Genomic DNA, 17,600 nt, shown 5'->3' on the forward strand with positions numbered 1-17,600 from the left:
CGTAGTGTAAGGCGGCGATTTGCGTGACAAATCGCCCCGTCGTTGTTCGTTTCGAGGACACCATGCAAGCCGTGACTCAGCGTCATCTTCTCAAGATCAGCAGCGCCCTGCGCGACGCCTGCTGGCAGCAACCCTATTCAATTTCCCGACTGATCAAGGATCTGCTGGCCGGTTTAACGGTCGGTATCATTGCCATTCCGCTGGCCATGGCACTGGCGATTGCCAGTGGTGTGCCACCGCAGCACGGGCTCTACACCGCGATCATCGCCGGCATAGCCATCGCCCTGACCGGTGGCTCCCGTTATAGCGTCTCCGGGCCGACGGCGGCATTTGTCGTCATTCTCTATCCGGTGGCGCAGCAGTTTGGTGTCGCCGGGCTACTGGTGGCCACCTTGATGTGTGGCGCCATGCTGGTCGCGATGGCGGTCGGACGGCTGGGCCGCCTGATTGGCTATATACCGATGCAGGTGACACTGGGCTTTACCATGGGCATCGGCATTGTCATCGCAACCTTGCAACTCAAGGATTTCTTTGGCTTGACGGTGGTCGAGATGCCGGAGAAGTACCATCAGAAAGTGGCTGCGCTCTGGCATGCGCTGCCGACATGGCACTGGGGCGACACGCTGGTCGGCGTGGTCACACTGGCGGTCCTGATCCTGTGGCCGAAGCTGAAACTCAAGCTGCCGGGTCATTTACCGGCGGTGCTGGCCGGTATGCTGGTGGCCTGGCTGGTGGGTCTGAGCGGCGAAGAGGTGGCCACCATCGGTTCGCGTTTTAGTTACGCGCTGCCCGATGGCACCCTGGGGCAGGGTATTCCGCCGTTTGCTCCGTCGTTTGTGCTGCCCTGGAATTTGCCGGGACCGGAGGGGGCGCCCTTGGTCTGGGATCTGCAAACCATTGAAAAGCTGATGGTCGCCGCCTTCTCCATGGCCATGCTCGGTGCCATCGAGTCGCTGTTGTGTGCCGTGGTGCTCGATGGCATGACCGATAGCCGGCATCACTCGAATGGCGAGCTGCTGGGGCAGGGGATTGGCAACCTGCTGGCGCCGTTCTTTGGCGGCATAACGGCTACCGCCGCCATCGCCCGCTCTGCCGCCAACGTGCGCGCCGGTGCCACCTCACCGGTTGCTGCCATCATCCATGCCATTGTGGTCTTGCTGGCGATCCTGTTTCTGGCGCGCTGGCTGTCGTACTTGCCGCTGGCGGCCATGTCGGCGCTGCTGATGATGGTGGCCTGGAACATGAGTGAGGCGCACAAGGTGGTAGCCTTGGCGCGCACCGCCCCCCGTTCTGATGTGCTGGTCATGGTGTTGTGCATCGCACTGACGGTGCTGTTTGACATGGTGATTGCCATTACGTTTGGCATAGTGCTGGCGTCGCTGCTGTTCATGCGCGCCATGTCGAAGATGACGCTGTTGACCGATCTCAAGCTGACCAAGCGCTGGGGCCATCAGATCCCCGATGGCTGGGCCGCGTACCGCATTACCGGCCCGCTGTTTTTTGCTGCGGCCGACCATCTGTTTGCCGAGTTGCTGGCGCGGGTGCAGGGGCATCAGGGAGTATTGCTGCTGCTGGATGGGGTCTCGATTCTGGATGCCGGTGGGCTGGCTGGTTTTCAGCACTTGTGTGATGACTTGCGGGCACAGGGGATCCGCTTGCAGGTTGCCGAGGTACAGTTTCAACCCTTGAAGACACTGGCCCGAGCCAGCTTTCAGGCGATACCGGATGCCGTCGAATTCTCCGCGACCATGGAGGAGGCGTTGCAGCATATTACGGCAACGGCAGCGCAAAATGCTGGTTTTACCAGCAGTTGAACGTGATGACCGAAAAATCCCTTGACCCGAACCAGGGATTCTTCTAAATTGCGCCGGTCCTTACGGCATGGCCGCAAGTCGATACCGGTTCTGGCGACAGCACAGCGCCGCCGCCACAGAGCACTGAACTGGAAAAAGGTGAGATTCCACGCCTTAAACAAGGAATCAAAAAACGGTGAGGTGTCCGAGTGGCTGCCCCAAGCCAGCGAAGCTGGCGATAAAGGAGAGCACGCAAGGCGTGCGACGCAGCCACAGAGCACTGAACTGGAAAAAGGTGAGATTCCACGCCTTAAACAAGGAATCAAAAAACGGTGAGGTGTCCGAGTGGCTGAAGGAGCACGCCTGGAAAGTGTGTATACGGCAACGTATCGAGGGTTCGAATCCCTCCCTCACCGCCAGATAAAAGAAAAGACCCTGTCGCAAGACAGGGTCTTTTCTTTTATCCGCTGATGGGCGGATCTGATTTGCAGCCTGTTCGACCCAACGGCAGGCGTGCCGTCGGGGACAGCCGCAGGCTGCCCGCAGGGCGAGCGCCACGGATGGCGCGGGCAATACGCTGCTCGAATGCAGCGTTTCTTGCCGCCATCACCTTGCTAACCCCCCAATCCCTTTGAGCAGCAGATCCAGCAACAGGTGTTGCAGGGCTACGGCTTTCTCTGGGGCAGAGAGGTAATCCAGCGACATGCCTTGTTGGGTGTCCATGCGCGCGATCACCGCTTCATCCACGGCCTTGGGGTAGTCACCCAGCATGATGGCGTCGCGATCATTGTTGTTGACCTGCTCCATCAGGGTCGCGTTTTCACTGAGCTTACTGGCCATGCCGTGCAGCCAGTCGAGCTTGTCGCCCTCGGTGACTTCGACACCGAACAGGTCGTTCATGCGCGCCAGCAGTTCCGAGATGAAGTCTTTCTTCTCTTCCTTCGGAGCGGCACTGCCCAGTGCCGATATGCCCTGCAAACCATAGCCTTCGGCATCTTCCTTGAGCTTCAGATCCTGGGTGCGCTTGGCCTTGAGGTTGTAGTGGGTGAGCATCACGGCGGAGAGGTCGATCTCGTCCTCTTCGAGGATCTCCTGACGCAACAGGGGCAACAGGTGGCGGGCAAAGACACACAACCGCTCCATCTCATAATCATCAAAAGCGGTGATCTGCGAAACAAATTCGTAGAAGCGCACGTAACCGTTGAGGTCTTTCTTGAAGATGTCGAGCTCAGAGCGGGCTTCGCTCGCTTCTTTGAGGCGCCGTTCGGCATTGGCCTTGTCGGTGGCCGAGCCGCCTTGTTCAATCAGTTTCAACATGCGGCGACACTCGCGAATGGTCTCGGTGGTGAAGCCATAGCGTTTGCTGAAGCGGTCGACCGCCGGTTTGATATAACCCAGCATGGCTTCCTGACCCCGTTTCGGGTCGAAATAGGCATCGGTAAAGGCCACCACCTCATTCCAGGTGAAGATGCCGGTGCTCTTGAGCTTGTGGAACAGGTCATAGACCAGATTGGGATCCGAGACGGTTTCCAGCTCTGCCGTCTCGTAATACTTCTGGAACTCCTCCAGCACATCCTGCGGATCGTTGACGAAATCCAGCACGAAGGTGGAGGTCTTGCCCGGACACGTCCGGTTCAGCCGCGATAGGGTCTGAATGCAGTCCACCCCCGTCAGCTTCTTGTCCACATACATGGCGCACAGCTTGGGCTGGTCGAAGCCGGTCTGGAACTTGTTGGCAACCAGCATCACCTGATAATCCTGGGTGTCGAACGCCTTGCGCATGTCACGCCCGTTCAGCTCAGGGTTCATGTTGCGCTCATTGAAGCTCTGGCCGTTGTCCTCGATCTCTCCAGAGAAGGCCACCATGGCACGGATGCCCCGGTATTTTTGCTCCTGCACGTACTTGTCGAACGCCAGCTTGTAGCGCACCGCTTCCATCCGGCTGCTGGTCACCACCATCGCCTTGGCTTGCCCGGCCAGCAGAGGAGCCACATTCTGGCGGAAGTGTTCGATGATCACCTGCACCTTCTGGCCTATGTTGTGCGGGTGCAACCGTACCCATTGCGAGAGCTTGCGCTTGGCCCGCTTGCTGTCGACTTCCTGGTCGGCCTCTTCGCTGTCCATCGCCAACTTGTAGGCCAGCCGATAACTGGTGTAGTTCTTCAGCACATCAAGAATAAAGCCCTCTTCGATGGCCTGGCGCATGGTGTAGACGTGGAACGGCTCCGGCTTGTTGTCATCGCTGCTCGGCATGTTCGGCTTAGGTCTGCGACCGAACAGCTCCAGCGTCTTGGCCTTGGGTGTCGCGGTAAAGGCAAAGTAGCTGATATTGGCGCTGCCAGCACGGGCGGCCAAGGTCAGGTTGATAACATCTTCGGTCGAGAGCTCCTCCTCGTCATCCAGCTGCTCGGCCATCAACACTTCCCGCAACTGGCGAGCGGTTTTACCGGTCTGGCTGGAGTGGGCTTCGTCGGCCACCACGGCAAAGCGGCACCCCTTCAGCGTGGTGGTTTCCTGAATGGCCTTGAGCACATAGGGGAAGGTCTGGATGGTGACGATAATGATCGGCGTACCCAAGGATAGGGCGCCAGCCAGCTGGGCCGACTTGCTACCGTCACCCTCTTCGCGGTTGATGCGGGAGATGACGCCATCGGCATGTTCAAACTGGGCAATGGTCTCCTGCAACTGGCTATCGAGCACGGTGCGGTCGGTAATGACGATCACCGAATCAAACTGTTTCTGGCCGCCTTGCCGCAACGAGGCGAGCTGATGGGTCAGCCAGGCGATGGAGTTGGATTTGCCGGAGCCAGCAGAGTGCTGGATCAGATACTTCTGACCACTGCCTTCGTGGCGCACGGCACCCAGCAGGCTCTCAACCACGTTCCACTGGTGATAGCGGGGGAAGATCAGGCTCTCTTTTTTCTTGATGCGCCCCAGATCATCCTCTTCATGCTGCACATGCAGGTGCATGTAGCGGGCAAGGATTTTCAGCAGTGCTTCTGGTTGCAATATTTCCTGCCACAGATATTCGGTGCCATAGCCGGTTTCAGGCTGATCATTACCGGCACCGCCGTCACAGGTGCCACGGTTAAAGGGCAGAAAGTAGGTGCTCTCGCCAGCGAGCTTGGTGGTCATCGCCACTTCGAACTGGTTGACCGCGAAATGGACCAGGGCCCCGCGTCGGAAGGCCAGCAAGGGCTCCACCTTGCCAGCTGTTTTCAGCGGCCTGTCCTTGCGGTACTGCTGCTTGGCGTTTTCCAGGCTCTGCTTGAAGCAGGATTTCAGCTCCAGCGTCGCAATCGGCAGTCCGTTTAAAAACAGCGTCAAATCGAGCCGCCCGTCGTAGCCGTGGGGGCTGTAGATGAGCTCGGGCACCACCCGTAGTCGATTCATGGCATAGCGGGCTGTCAGCTCGGGGTTGAGATCATGGTCCGGCTTGAAGGTCGCCACACTCAGGCGGTGGCCGCGATCCTCAATCTGGTTGCGCAATAACCACAGAGTGCCGCGTTCCTGCCCTTCCAGTGCCCGCACGGCGGCATTGAGCAGATGGCGCTCCGGCTCCTCGCCATAGGTCTTGCAGAACTTGGCCCAGCCTTCGGGCTGGCTCTGCTGCACATAGGCGATCAGATCCTCGGGGTAGAGCGCCCGCTCGCGGTCGTACTTGGCCGACTCACCGACCAGCCAGCCGCTGTGTGCCAGCGCATTAACGATATGATCCTGAAAGGCTCTTTCCCGTGCTTTTTGGTCCATGCTCTTCTTCGTCGTTTGGGTGATCTGGTTTGTCATTGAATTCTATATATTCTGGATACTTATCGTCGCTTGCCGCTCATTGCGGAGCCTGGGACGCAGCGATCCATTACGTCCACTCTCCGATTGGCCGCGTTATCCAGCAATTGCCCTTTGCAGAATCGACAGACAGTTTGTGATGTTCCATCTGAGAAGTGATAAGTCCAGTGCTCCATATGTATGACTCTACATTTATCACAAATCCGCAGTCCGACCGTTCGCGTTCCCCGCTTGCTAGTCATCACCACTTTGGGTTGTTTGGACCGCTTTGCCTGTTTGCCAGGTCGTCCTTGTTGCTCAATAGCAGACGAGGCTTGTTCGGATAAGTGCCGCTGCCGAATATGACTCATAATGTTTCGAGCATGAACTTTACAGTTGCAGTAAGCGCAAAGTACTCGTCCTTGTTCAGGTTTTCCCTGCTTTTCTTTATTTGCCAATTGGTTAATGCGTTTTTGACACTGACGCATATGTTCTATAGCGTGGGCCGGTTCAACCTTCACTTTGCAGTAAATACAGCTACAAGGCTTCATCACCGTTGCAACTGGTTTGGCTATTAATTGGTCTTGGGCGAGAGATGCGACAGGTTGATTGAGGAACACGGGATCCTTTGTCATCGAATTTAGCCCCAGATGTGGAGTTTCCTTCACTTCAACCCATTGATGCTTGTCCAGCAGATGCACCAGCAATTTGTCTTCTTCAACGTGCAGATGACAAAGTTTGCAGATGATGATTCTCGCCATTAACTCATGCCTCTCTTGTTCTTGGGGCTGTGGGTTCAGCCCCTGTTATGTCAACCCAAGGGTATGCCCTGTCAGGCTTGCTCCTTATCAGGCGTTGCTTCCAGCCGCGAACGGCCAGCACTGTGTTGTCCACGGCTCTTGCCACTCTCACGACCAGGTTGCAATCGCCTTGTTGATGGTCTCTTTCAGCAATGGCCAATCATGCGACCAGAAGTACTGCATCCGCTTGTCGATCTGTTTTTTGCATAGCGCCTCGTCAGGTTCATCGCCAAGGTATTTTTTATCGAGTAGCGATAGCGAATAAACCTGGCTCCACTGCGGGCTATGTCGCAACTTTCGGGTCGACAGGGCAGCCACTGCACTCTTTTCGATACAAACAAACAGGTGATCTCGCAGCGTGGCATCGCTGCTTGGACCTATCAGCAGTTTCAAGTCCAGCTTGTCAGTCCCGCTTTGGATCTCAAACATCACCACGCGGCCACTTTTGCTCCAGCTGGAAGAGCACATTCCCTGACCGTTATCCCAGGGTAAATAGGCATAACGTGTGTTTTTGCTCGTCTCACCGTCGATTAGCCAACCCTGCTGCGCCGCTGCGGGGGCGATTATCTCCTTGGCCCAATCCCGGCGCTCAGCCCGTCCATCCCCCTCTGCGGGTCTGTGTTCGAAGATCAAATCCAGGGCTTTTTGGTGCTTTTTGTAAATGCGGCGGCACAGATCCGCAATCTCGGTATCTTCCATAAAATATCGCTTGAATAGGGTGATGTAGTGTTCGATGCCAATCCGGGCAGCTGGCGGGATCTGGTGACCATAATCGGTGACCAACTCGGTCAGGCACTCGATGACTTGGGTATAACTCAAGGTTAACCACTCATCGCGGCTGGCCTCGTCCCCATCCAGGGTCAAGAAGACAAAGACCTTGCGATAACCGGGGTAGCGCCGCTGCACACTCTGCTCATAGCGCGCTAACTGGTTGCTGTGCTCGCTGGCATCGATCTTGTTCTCGATGGCAAACACCTGACGGTTCTGTTCACTCACCAGCAGCAGATCAATGCGATCCTGCTCGCGAAATACCTGCAAGTCGTCGTAATCACACAGATCGATATCGAGTAGCGAGATCTGGCACTCATGCCGATCGCGCAGTCCGTAGAGCAGCCGGGCAAAGAGTGACTCGAAGAAGCGAACCCCCAGGCCGTGGGACTCGCGGGGATTGAGCAGGGTGCCGAGAAAGTGGGAGTGGCGGATCTCCTGGCGCACCATGCCCATTGCCTCGAACAGATTAAACTCGGAGACCATGCCCCCCAGTTTATCCAGCTCCTTGCTATCAAAGATCAGCTCGGTCAGCCAGCGGTACTGCTCCTCGGCGCTGCCCTCCGTCATCACAGGTGGCGTCTGGCTCATGCCGCCTCCTCGCTCTGGGGTGGCTGCCAGCCACGCAGATCAATTTTGCCAGTCACAGCGGCGGAAATCAGAGCGGTTCGGCGTTCTTGCAGAAGTTTTATCCCATTCATGCTCACATAAATTAATCGATTGAATTTATCGTTAATTTTTTTACAAAAACTAACGAGTTCTAATTGTTCTTGCTGTGACGGCCATGATATTGGGAAATTCTGAAGAATTGGAACGCTGATGTTTTTTTGCGCGCTACCCCATGCATTTAAATCAAAATATGACTTACCCATGACTGAGTTTAGATATGTTGATAAAAACTCAGACTCGTGAACAGGTAAAGGCGTTGCGACGAGATTTGTAAAACATTGTGAGCCATCTAATACCTCAGGTATAACAGCACTAATTCCTGGATAACCAGTCCTTACTGTAATAACATCATGAACCTTTAATTTTTTTGTGATGTTTTGTGCTGCGAACTTTGGCTCAAGATAAAGCATGTCACCACAGTCCAAACCTGTTTCTTTAATATTGGTAGAGCGTACAAGCGGAATACCTTGATCTACATATGCATGGGTCGCAGCCTCTGCTATTCCAACAATTACTCTTGAACAGCAAAATTTGTATCTGCCAACCACCCAATGCTCTGGCACTTGGCCGAGCCATTCTACGCCGGAGTCTTTCATCGGGGCATTGGGGTTGAGCCCCTTGGTGACGGCGTGGGAGATCACCGCCTGACGCTTTTCTTTCAGCAATTCAATCAATTGCTGCTGCTTGGCAATCAACTGATCGATACGGGCCGTTTCGTAGTCGAGGAAGGTGGCGATAGTGAGTTGTTCTTCTGGCGAAGGGACTGGGAAGAGCATTTCATTAAACTCATCGGTGGCAAGACGCCATCTGCCTAGATGTGATGCTCCCTGGCCCATATGAAAAAAGATACGTAAGTTATATCCCATTTGGAAAATATATAGATAGTATCTTGGCGAATAGTTTTCTTTGATTAACTTGAAAACTCTATAATCAGGACTGGTTACACCATCGAAACGAGATAGGTCAATATACCCAGTCAAGAGGTCCATGTGATTCATAGCAAAATCACCAGGCTTTACCCGCTGATATTTTGAATAATCCATTGAAAGCTGTCCTTCTCCGCTTTCAATATCTTTAACAATGATCCCTCTTTGAGTGATTGATAAAACATCAAACCCGAGTTCACCTGCAATGCGTTTGCAGATTGAGAACATGTGTTTTACTCGTTTTGTTGTCCATTCATTTGGAATATCCCCAATCCAATCCACATCGGTTTTTTTATAATCCGCATAAGATTTATATATTCCCTGCTGATTTACGCTACTCATGAATGCACCTCGGCCAGCAGTTGCATAATCTCCTTGGCGACCGCGTCCAGATCGGCATCAATCTCGGCCAGCGGGCGTGGCGGCTGGTATTGGTAGAAGTGGCGGTTAAACGGTATCTCGTAACCGACTATGCCCACCTGGCCATCCAGCGCATCCGTCTTGCTGACATCGATCCAGGCATCGGGCACATGGGGCAGCACCTCACGCGCCAGATAGGCATCAATATCCTCACCCAGCGGCACGTTCTCGTAATCGCGCAGATCGCTACTGGCCTCCGGCTCGCCTTTGATCGTACAGACCTTGGCTGCATCATCCTGCTCACCGAGGGTATTAATCAGCAGTTTTAAGGCCGGGGCGGGCAGTTTGGTAGCACCGAGCGCCTTGGTCAGTTGCTTTTTAAACTGCTCGCGGCACAGCAGCTGTTCCGGCAGTTGTGGCAGCGCGGCGAGAATGACCGCTTGCAGGCTGGCATCGAGCTTCTGCCAGCCCTTGTCGGCTTGCAGGGCCGCCAGACGCTCGGCGTCGTGCGGGTAGAAGGCCAGCTTTAATGGCCGCTCCACCGTGATGCGGCGATAGCCAAAGGCCGAGGTCGGGAAGATCTTGGCAATGGGGCTGGCTTCATAACGGCTATAGAGGGTAACAATCTCGTTGATGGCCTCCTCGCTTAACTGCTTGCGCTTGCTGCCCAAGGATTTACGCATCGGGGTGTGCAGGTCGCTGGCGTTGATCAGCAGCACCTTGCCCTTGCGCTCGGTAGGCTTATGGTTGGAGAGCACCCAGATATAGGTGGCAATGCCGGTGTTGTAGAACATGTCGGTGGGCAGGGCGACCAGGGCATCGAGCAGATCGTTTTCCAGCACATAGCGGCGGATCTCGCTCTCGCCACTACCCGCGCCGCCGGTAAACAGCGGCGAGCCGTTCAGGATAATGCCGATGCGCGAGCCTTCGCTGTTGGCACTGGCCGGGCGCATCTTGGAGATCAGATGCATCAGGAACAGCAAGGAGCCGTCAGAGACGCGCGGCAGGCCGGGGCCGAAGCGGCCATCAAAGCCCTTGCGCTGATGTTCATCGCTGACCTGCTTTTCCACCTTCTTCCAGTCCACACCAAAGGGCGGGTTGGAGAGGCAGTAGTCGAACCGCTCGAACGGCAGCTGATCGTCACTTAAGGTGTTCCCCAGCTTGATATGGCTGATGTCCTGGCCCTTGATCAGCATGTCGGCCTTACAGATGGCGTAGGACTCGGGGTTGAGCTCCTGACCGAAAGTGGCCAGACGGGCCGCCGGGTTGAGCTCGTGCAGGTACTCCATGCCGCAGGAGAGAAAGCCGCCGGTGCCAGCGGTGGGGTCATAGATAGAGCGCACCACGCCGGGCTTGGTCAGCGCCTCGTTATCGCTGGCAAACACCAGCGAGGTGGTGAGCCGGACGATATCGCGCGGGGTAAAGTGCTCCCCGGCGGTCTCGTTCGAGCTTTCGGCGAAGCGGCGGATCAGCTCTTCGAACACCAGCCCCATGTCGTAGTTATCGACCGCCTCGGGCGAGAGATCGACAGTGGCAAACGAGCGCACCACCTTGTAGAGCAGGTTGGCATCTTCGAGCAGGCCGATGCTGGCCTCGAAGTTGAAATGTTCGAACACCTCGCGGGCATCGGTCGAGAAGGCGCGCACATAGGCATCCAGGTTATCGCCAATCTGGTTTTCACCCAGCGAATCGAGCGTCAGCTTGGAGGTGTTATAGAAGCTCTGGCCCGCGGCGCTCAAGAGCAGCTTGTCGCGAGCGACCTCGGGCAGCACCTTGGTGCTCTCGACGGCAACGAGCACCTTCTGCTTGTTGGCTGCCAGTACACATTCGAGGCGGCGCAATACGGTAAAGGGAAGAATAATGCGCCCGTACTGGGACTGTTTGAAATCACCGCGCAACAGGTCGGCGACCGACCAGATCAAGCTGGCCAGGGTGGAGATGTTCGTTGTCATGCGTGTTCCTGAAACCGCCGGTCCGCCAGGCACCGACATAATAAGAAGACAGAGCAGTAGGTTATCACAGGTGTGTACAACGGAGACTTAACAAGCCTCGCGATATCAAGCGGTTGTTGCGCGTTGTAGGACGGAAAATTGCAGCGCTGGAGCCTAGGAAGGCTAGACATGTCGCATTTTGGGGCAGTGTGACGCGAGGAAAATGAGGGACCAGGTGACCGGCGTGGCACGCGGTTAGGCTGCGGATTAGTCGCGTGCCAGGGCGGCCTGGTGGGCACAGAGGGTGTCCTGCTGTTCGCGTTGTTGCAGGGTGGCAACGTCGGTGGGGTGGCCAGCATCCAGCACAGGCGAGTGCGGCTCCTGGCAGAGCGCCGGGCGCGGCGTGGTGTCCGCGTGCGGTTGGCCGAGTGGCTGCGGGGCCTGGCTGTGGCTGAGTTGGCCGAGCACCAGCAGCAGGGCACCGGCAAACAGCATGAACCAGGCGGCATCAAGTCGCGAGCGGGCACGCAAGGCTCGATTTGTGGCAGGCAGCGCGATTCCGGGTTGGGCGGTCGGTTGCAGCATGGTGGGCTCCTTGGTGTGCACAGAGGGGCAACACGCGCCCAGCATCCGCAAGGGGGATGACAAGCAGATGACAGCCCGCCGCTTTTTGTCTGCGGTGCTGATCTTGTGTGGCGGCGCGCGGCGACGGGAGCAGCAACGGTGATGGGGCCTGATTATTCGCCGCGCAGCGCCACCACAGGATCCTGATGGCTGGCACGCCAGGCAGGGGCGAAGCCGGCCAGCAAGCCGACCAGGGCCGACACCAGCAGTGCCAGCAGCAGGTACAGCGGCTGTATGGTCAAGGGCAAGGCCGGCAACAGATTGTGCAGCAACTGTTGCACGATGAAAAGCAGCAGCAGCCCCAGGCCGCCGCCAGCGAGGGCCAGCAGCATGGCTTCCCCCAAAAACAGCCACAGCAAGCGGCGGCGGCCGGCGCCGATCGCCAGCAACAGGCCGATCTCCGGAATGCGCTCCTGCTGGGCGATGCTCATGATGCTGTAGATGCCGACGGCGCCGATCAGCAACGAGATGGTGCCGAGGCCCCCGATGGCGGCCCGCACGACAACCAGGATCCGGTCCAGACTGCTCAGCATGTCCTGCTGCGAATAGAGGGTGAAATCCTCGGCGCCATGACGCTGGATCAAACGCTGCCGGATCTGCTGGCGCAGGGTCTGGTCGTCGATGCCGGGCCGGTAGACGACATCGATCTCCTGCAGGGCATCGCTGGCAAAAAGTGCCTGGGCATGGGCCAGCGGAATAAACACCATGTCGTCCAGATCAAAACCCAGAAACTGGCCTTGCGGCGCCATGACGCCGGTGACGACAAAACGACGGTCACCGACCCGCAACCGGCTGCCGAGCGCGCGCCGGATCTCGCCTTGCGGGTAGAGCGCTGCGGCAACCTTGGCACCGAGCACGGCATAGGCACGCGGCATGGCACTGTCATCCGCGGGCAGAAAACGGCCGGCCGCCACCGTGAATTGCCAGCCCCGGGCCGCCTGGTGGTCGGTGCCGAGCAGCGTGGTCTGCCGGGTTAGTCCCTGACTGCGGACTTCACCTTGTCCCTGCAATACCGGCACTACGGCGAGCACTCCGGGCAATGAGCGCAACGCCGCGACATCTTCCAGCCGTAACGGCCGGCTGCTGGCCAGCAATCCCTGCGGAGCACCGGCGGTCTCGGTCTTGCCGGGGGTGATGGCGATGAGACGGGAACCAAATTGCGAGAAGGTATCCAGCAAATAGAGGCGAACCCCTTCACCGATCCCGGTCAGGGCGGTGACGGCCAGAATGCCAATGGCGATGCCCAAGGCGCTGAGCAGGCTGCGCAGGCGTCCGGAACGCAGGGCCGTTTGCCACCAGAGCAGATAATCAATACTGCGCATGGGGTCTCCTAGGGGGATGCACTGTGCAGGCTGGTGACCGGATCCTGCTGCGCGGCCTGGCGCGCCGGCAGCCAGCTGAACAGCAGTGCCGTGATCAGGGCGCCACCGCCGGCCAGCAGCGTGGTGAGCAGGGGGATCTGCAATGGCAAGCTCGGCCAGAGCAGACGGCCGCCGAGCACCAGCAGGTAACCAAGCACAATACCGAGCCAGGCTCCGGCGCCACCGAGCAGCAGTGCCTCGGTCAGGAACAGGCGGCGGATCAGTGCACGATTGGCGCCGAGGGCCTGCAACAGGCCGATCTCGCCCCGTCGTTGGTGGGTGCTGATCAGCGCCAGGTTCATCATCATGATACCGGCGACCAGCAAGCTGATGGCGCCGATGCCCGCCACGCACAAGGACAAGGTCGCCAGGATGCGGTTCACGCTCTGCAGCATGGCATCGCGGCGCAACACGGTGACATCCAGCACGCCTTGATGCCGCTCCTGCATCCGCAACTCCAGTTGCCGAATCAACCCCGGCAAGGGCTGGCCGGCCAGGGGTTGGATCAGCAGGCGGAACAACCCTTCGACATTGAACAGACGCTGGGCGGCGGCGACCGGGACCAGTGCGGCTTCGTTGAACTCCATACCCAGATTGCTGCTCTGGCTGCTGAACAGCCCGACGACACGAAAGCGGCGGTTATCAAAACGAACCCATTGGCCGACGGCCTGTTCCGGGCGCTGGAACAGCGCTGATGCCACGGTTTTTCCCAGCAGGCAGACCGAGGCGTCCTGGCTGGCATCCTCTGGCAGCCAGTGCCCTTGCAACAGGGTCAGCTGATGGGTATGGCGCATGTCGTTGCTGGCACCGAGCAACATGGTCTGCCGCAGGCGGGCGCCGTGACGTGCCTCGGCAAAGCCCATCACCAGCGGGACCAGACGCAGGTGTGGAATGCGTTGTTGCAGGTAGGCCATGTCGTCGAGGGTAATATCGCGCAAGGTATTGCCGGTGATCGGGGGCATGCCGCCCGTGGTCTCCTTGCGCCCGGGAAACATCACCAGCAGATCTTTACCCAGATGGGTGAACTCGGCAGCGACAAAACCCCGAGCACCTTCGCCCAATGCGGTCATTACCAGCACCGAGCTGACCGCCAGGGCCATGGCCAGCAGCAGCGTTGTCAGCCGTCCACGCTGCCGCCCCAGTGCCAGCAGGCAGAATAACAGGGTGTCGCGGTAACTCATGGGGCGACCCCGCCGGCGCTATCGCTGATCAACCGACCATCGGCCATGCGCAGTTGGCGGCGGGCGCGGGCACCCAGCTGGGCGTCATGGGTCACCACCAGCAGTGTGATGCCGTGCTGGCGGTTCAGCTGTTCCAGCAACTGCATCACATCCCGCCCCGACTGGCTGTCGAGGTTGCCGGTGGGCTCGTCGGCCAGCAGCAGGCGCGGCTGCATCACCACGGCGCGCGCAATGGCGACCCGCTGCCGTTGACCGCCGGAGAGCTGTGCCGGCGTGTGCCGGGCGCGGTCGCTCAGATCCAGTGCCGCCAGCAGCTCAGCCACCCTCTGCTGGCGTTGCCGGGGGGCGACACCGGCCAGCACCAGCGGCAGGGCGATGTTCTCGGCGGCACTCAGGCGCGGGATCAGGTGAAAGGACTGGAACACGAAGCCGAGGGCAGTCGCCCGCAGCTGGGCCAGTGCCGGCTCGGTCAGCGTGGCGGTGTCGATGTCATTGAGCCGATAACAGCCGCTGTCGGGGCGATCCAGCAAACCGAGCACATTGAGCAGCGTGGATTTTCCGGAACCGGACGCGCCCATCACGGCAACATAGTCACCGGCGGTGATGCGCAAGTCGATGCTGTCGAGGGCACAGACCCGTTGCTCGCCCAGCTTGAAATACCGGCTGACGCCGGTTAATTCAATCATCCGCGGGCTCCGCTGGCGCTTCGGCCGCCTGATAGCGGGCGGAGTGGGCCGGATCCAGGGTGCCAGGCTGGCGGACGACCTGATCGTCGCTGGCCAATCCTGCTGCAACTTGTAGCCAGTTCCAGTTCTCCAGCCCCCAGCGCGGGTGGCGTTCCTGCAGGCGGCCATCGGCTTGCAGTACCAGCACCGAGCCGTCATCGCGGCGCACTTCGGCCGGCAGGCGCAGCACCTGCTCGGCATGGGCAATCTCGATCTCCACATCGGCGCTGTAACCGATCAGCAGTGACTGTTGCGCGGGCAGATCGGTGAACTCGGCCTCCACTTCGACGGTTCGCGCCTGCTTCTCGGCATCGCGCACATAAGGAGCAATGCGGCGGAGCCGCCCGCTGAAGCGCTCGGCGGGCAAGGCGTCGAGCATCAGGATCACCGGTTGCCCCAGGCGCAGTCGAGCGGCATCCACCTCGTCGATGGGAGCGGACACATACAGGCAGCGATCGTCGATGAGATCGATCACCGGTGGCATGGCGACGCCGGGCGGAGAAGGGGTCATGTATTCCCCCAGCTTGCTGTTGACCTCGGCAACGACACCGGAAAATGGCGCGATCAGCTGGCTATGGGCCAGCCGGGCACGGGCGGCGGCGATGATGGCGTTATCAACCTGGGTCTGCGCGGCGGCCGCCTCGCAGGCATAGCGGCTGGAGGCGGCGTCCGTGGCGGCGCGTTCGCTCAAGGTTTTCGACGTCAGATTGCGCGCCTGCAGGCTGGCGAGGCGGTCGGCTTCGCGTTGTTGATAACTGGCCTCGACGCAGCGCTGGGCGCGCAGTGTCTGATTGAGGCGGGCGCTGGCCTCGGCGCGCTGCACCTCGGCCTGCAGATCGTCGTTGCGCAGCGTCAGCAGCGGTTGCCCGGCGCGCACTCTGTCGCCGGCGGCCACCTCGATGCGCTGGACTATGCCACCCTGCGGCAGACTCAGTCCGGCGCGCTGGCAGGATTTGATGGTCCCGGCACGGGTATTGACGACGGTCACGCGCAAGGGACCGAGCGAGGGGCTGACCACCTCAAGGGGGGTGACGACGGGGCGCCACCACCACCAGAGCAGCAGGGCCAAGAGGGCAAGCAGCAGGAATAGCGATAGCAACAGACGCGAGCGCATACGTCTGGCTCCTTGATGTCAGGGACTCTGCACCTATTGTGCTGTCTGAGGGCGTCAGCTGTCGTGACAGGGCGCCCAGTTAGTGGCGCCCGTGTCGCAAATCGCCACGGGTGCCTTCGGATATCGGCTTGGTCGCGCGGCCGCGTCACGGATGCCGCTGGACGGGAGGGGGTTATTCAGGGCGGCGCGCGGTGAGCAGGTAGCGGTCGAGCGCGTTGGCGAAGGTCTGCCGATCGGCCGGGGTCATGGCCGCGGGGCCGCCACTCTGGATGCCGGAGCCGCGCAGGGTATCCATAAAATCGCGGATCGCCAGGCGCTCGCCAATATTGGCCTCGGTCATCGGCTGGCCACGGGGCGTGAGTACCACCACCTGTTTGGCCAGCAGACGAGCGGCCAGCGGAATATCGCTGGAGATCACCAGATCACCGGCCTGCGCCTGCTCGACCAGATAGTCATCCGCTTCGTCGAAACCGCTGGAGACCTGTACCCGCCGGATCACCGCCGAAGGTGGTGTGCGCAGCGGCTGGTTGGCCACTAACACCAGCGGGATCCGCGTGCGCTCGGCGGCGCGGTAGAGGATCTCCTTGATGGCAACAGGACAGGCATCGGCATCGACCCAGATGGTCATAGACAGGCTCCATTACAGGTTTGGGGCGCCATGGTAGCAGGTTCGCCGCCTGTTGTACGCGTTACTCCCGTGCGCGGACCAAGCGATTGCCGGTCAGGGCTGCAGTTAGCTACAATTGGCGGCCCTTGTCGTTGCCGGACCTCTTGATGTCGTTTACCCCATCTGCATTGTTGCGTCGCAGCCATCGCCTGTTACGTCGTATCCCGCTGCTGCGCCGCGCCGTGCCTGCCAGCTGGCGCCAGTATCGTCTGCGTCATCTGCTGTGGGGCTTGCTGTGTGCCTACCTGCTGTGGAACCTGTGGATTTTGGGCTATGTCATCAGCCTGAACTGGATCAATCCGGATATGACCAGCTTCATGAGCGAGCAGCTTGAACGCCTGCAGGATGATGATCCCGACGCTGCGTTACGTTACCAGTGGGTGCCGTATGACAAGATCTCGCGCCATGCCAAGCGCGCCCTGCTGGCAGCAGAGGATGCGCGATTCAGCGAACACGATGGCTTTGACTGGCAAGGGATGCGCTACGCCTGGGAGAAGAACCTGAAGAAAGGGCGCATCGTTGCCGGTGGCTCGACCATCAGCCAGCAGCTGGCGAAGAACCTGTTCTTATCGGCCAGCCGGACGCCGTGGCGCAAGGCCGAAGAGGCGCTGATCACCGTGATGCTGGAGACGTTTCTCGACAAGCAGCGCATCTTCGAGCTCTATCTCAACGTCATTGAGTGGGGGGATGGGCTGTTTGGGATCGAGGCGGCGTCGCGGAAATATTTCCATGTTCATGCCAGCCAGTTATCTGCGTATCAGGCCGCCTACCTGGCAGCCATGGTCACCAATCCGCGGTATTACCAGACTCACCGCCAGAATCGCCACCTGCTGTACAAAACCAATCTGATCCTGCAGCGCATGCGCAGCGCCGAGCTGCCGTAACCCCGGCTCCCGGACAAAAAGAAAAGCCCGCC

Annotated in this window: 13 protein-coding genes and 1 tRNA gene; 3 read left to right on the forward strand and 11 right to left on the reverse strand. The window is 59.2% G+C overall.

Annotated elements, in window-relative coordinates:
• The first annotated feature begins 62 nt into the window (after positions 1-62).
• Positions 63-1,814 carry a C4-dicarboxylic acid transporter DauA gene (dauA, locus tag ACFOSS_RS10920; RefSeq protein ID WP_377152387.1) on the forward strand — a complete coding sequence of 584 codons (1,752 nt, stop codon included), beginning with the start codon at positions 63-65 and terminating at the stop codon, positions 1,812-1,814.
• 310 nt (positions 1,815-2,124) lie between these two features.
• Positions 2,125-2,212, forward strand: a tRNA-Ser gene (locus ACFOSS_RS10925).
• Between the two features lie 187 nt (positions 2,213-2,399).
• Here the strand turns inward: ACFOSS_RS10925 and ACFOSS_RS10930 are convergent.
• The 11 genes from ACFOSS_RS10930 to ACFOSS_RS10980 form a co-directional block, all read right to left on the reverse strand.
• Positions 2,400-5,543: a type I restriction endonuclease subunit R gene (locus ACFOSS_RS10930; RefSeq protein WP_377152388.1), complete on the reverse strand. Its 3,144-nt coding sequence runs from the start codon at positions 5,541-5,543 to the stop codon at positions 2,400-2,402.
• A 59-nt stretch (positions 5,544-5,602) separates the two neighbouring features.
• On the reverse strand, positions 5,603-6,319 hold the full coding sequence (locus tag ACFOSS_RS10935) for a hypothetical protein (RefSeq protein ID WP_377152389.1): 717 nt from the start codon (positions 6,317-6,319) through the stop codon (positions 5,603-5,605).
• A 147-nt stretch (positions 6,320-6,466) separates the two neighbouring features.
• Positions 6,467-7,717, reverse strand: a complete 1,251-nt coding sequence (locus tag ACFOSS_RS10940) for a PDDEXK-like family protein (protein ID WP_377152390.1) — start codon at positions 7,715-7,717, stop codon at positions 6,467-6,469.
• Positions 7,714-9,063: a hypothetical protein gene (locus ACFOSS_RS10945; RefSeq protein ID WP_377152391.1), complete on the reverse strand. Its 1,350-nt coding sequence runs from the start codon at positions 9,061-9,063 to the stop codon at positions 7,714-7,716. The genes ACFOSS_RS10940 and ACFOSS_RS10945 overlap by 4 nt, the downstream gene beginning before the upstream one ends.
• On the reverse strand, positions 9,060-11,033 hold the full coding sequence (locus tag ACFOSS_RS10950; RefSeq protein WP_377152392.1) for a type I restriction-modification system subunit M: 1,974 nt from the start codon (positions 11,031-11,033) through the stop codon (positions 9,060-9,062). The genes ACFOSS_RS10945 and ACFOSS_RS10950 overlap by 4 nt, the downstream gene beginning before the upstream one ends.
• Positions 11,034-11,279: 246 nt before the next feature.
• The gene (locus ACFOSS_RS10955; protein ID WP_377152393.1) at positions 11,280-11,597 is read right to left on the reverse strand and encodes a hypothetical protein; all 318 of its coding nucleotides are present in this window, start codon (positions 11,595-11,597) and stop codon (positions 11,280-11,282) included.
• Positions 11,598-11,749: 152 nt separating this feature from the next.
• On the reverse strand, positions 11,750-12,958 hold the full coding sequence (locus ACFOSS_RS10960; RefSeq protein WP_377152394.1) for an ABC transporter permease: 1,209 nt from the start codon (positions 12,956-12,958) through the stop codon (positions 11,750-11,752).
• 8 nt (positions 12,959-12,966) lie between these two features.
• Positions 12,967-14,178: an ABC transporter permease gene (locus ACFOSS_RS10965; protein ID WP_377152395.1), complete on the reverse strand. Its 1,212-nt coding sequence runs from the start codon at positions 14,176-14,178 to the stop codon at positions 12,967-12,969.
• On the reverse strand, positions 14,175-14,864 hold the full coding sequence (locus ACFOSS_RS10970; protein WP_377152396.1) for an ABC transporter ATP-binding protein: 690 nt from the start codon (positions 14,862-14,864) through the stop codon (positions 14,175-14,177). The genes ACFOSS_RS10965 and ACFOSS_RS10970 overlap by 4 nt, the downstream gene beginning before the upstream one ends.
• Positions 14,857-16,017 carry an efflux RND transporter periplasmic adaptor subunit gene (locus ACFOSS_RS10975; protein ID WP_377152397.1) on the reverse strand — a complete coding sequence of 387 codons (1,161 nt, stop codon included), beginning with the start codon at positions 16,015-16,017 and terminating at the stop codon, positions 14,857-14,859. The genes ACFOSS_RS10970 and ACFOSS_RS10975 overlap by 8 nt, the downstream gene beginning before the upstream one ends.
• A 172-nt stretch (positions 16,018-16,189) precedes the next feature.
• The gene (locus ACFOSS_RS10980; protein ID WP_377152398.1) at positions 16,190-16,645 is read right to left on the reverse strand and encodes a YaiI/YqxD family protein; all 456 of its coding nucleotides are present in this window, start codon (positions 16,643-16,645) and stop codon (positions 16,190-16,192) included.
• A 146-nt stretch (positions 16,646-16,791) separates the two neighbouring features.
• Between ACFOSS_RS10980 and mtgA the strand changes: the two genes are divergently transcribed.
• Positions 16,792-17,568, forward strand: a complete 777-nt coding sequence (gene mtgA / locus ACFOSS_RS10985) for a monofunctional biosynthetic peptidoglycan transglycosylase (RefSeq protein WP_377152399.1) — start codon at positions 16,792-16,794, stop codon at positions 17,566-17,568.
• Positions 17,569-17,600: the final 32 nt, after the last annotated feature.

Origin of the sequence: Pseudaeromonas sharmana (assembly GCF_042649925.1) — a bacterium.
GTDB classification, from domain to species: domain Bacteria; phylum Pseudomonadota; class Gammaproteobacteria; order Enterobacterales; family Aeromonadaceae; genus Pseudaeromonas; species Pseudaeromonas sharmana.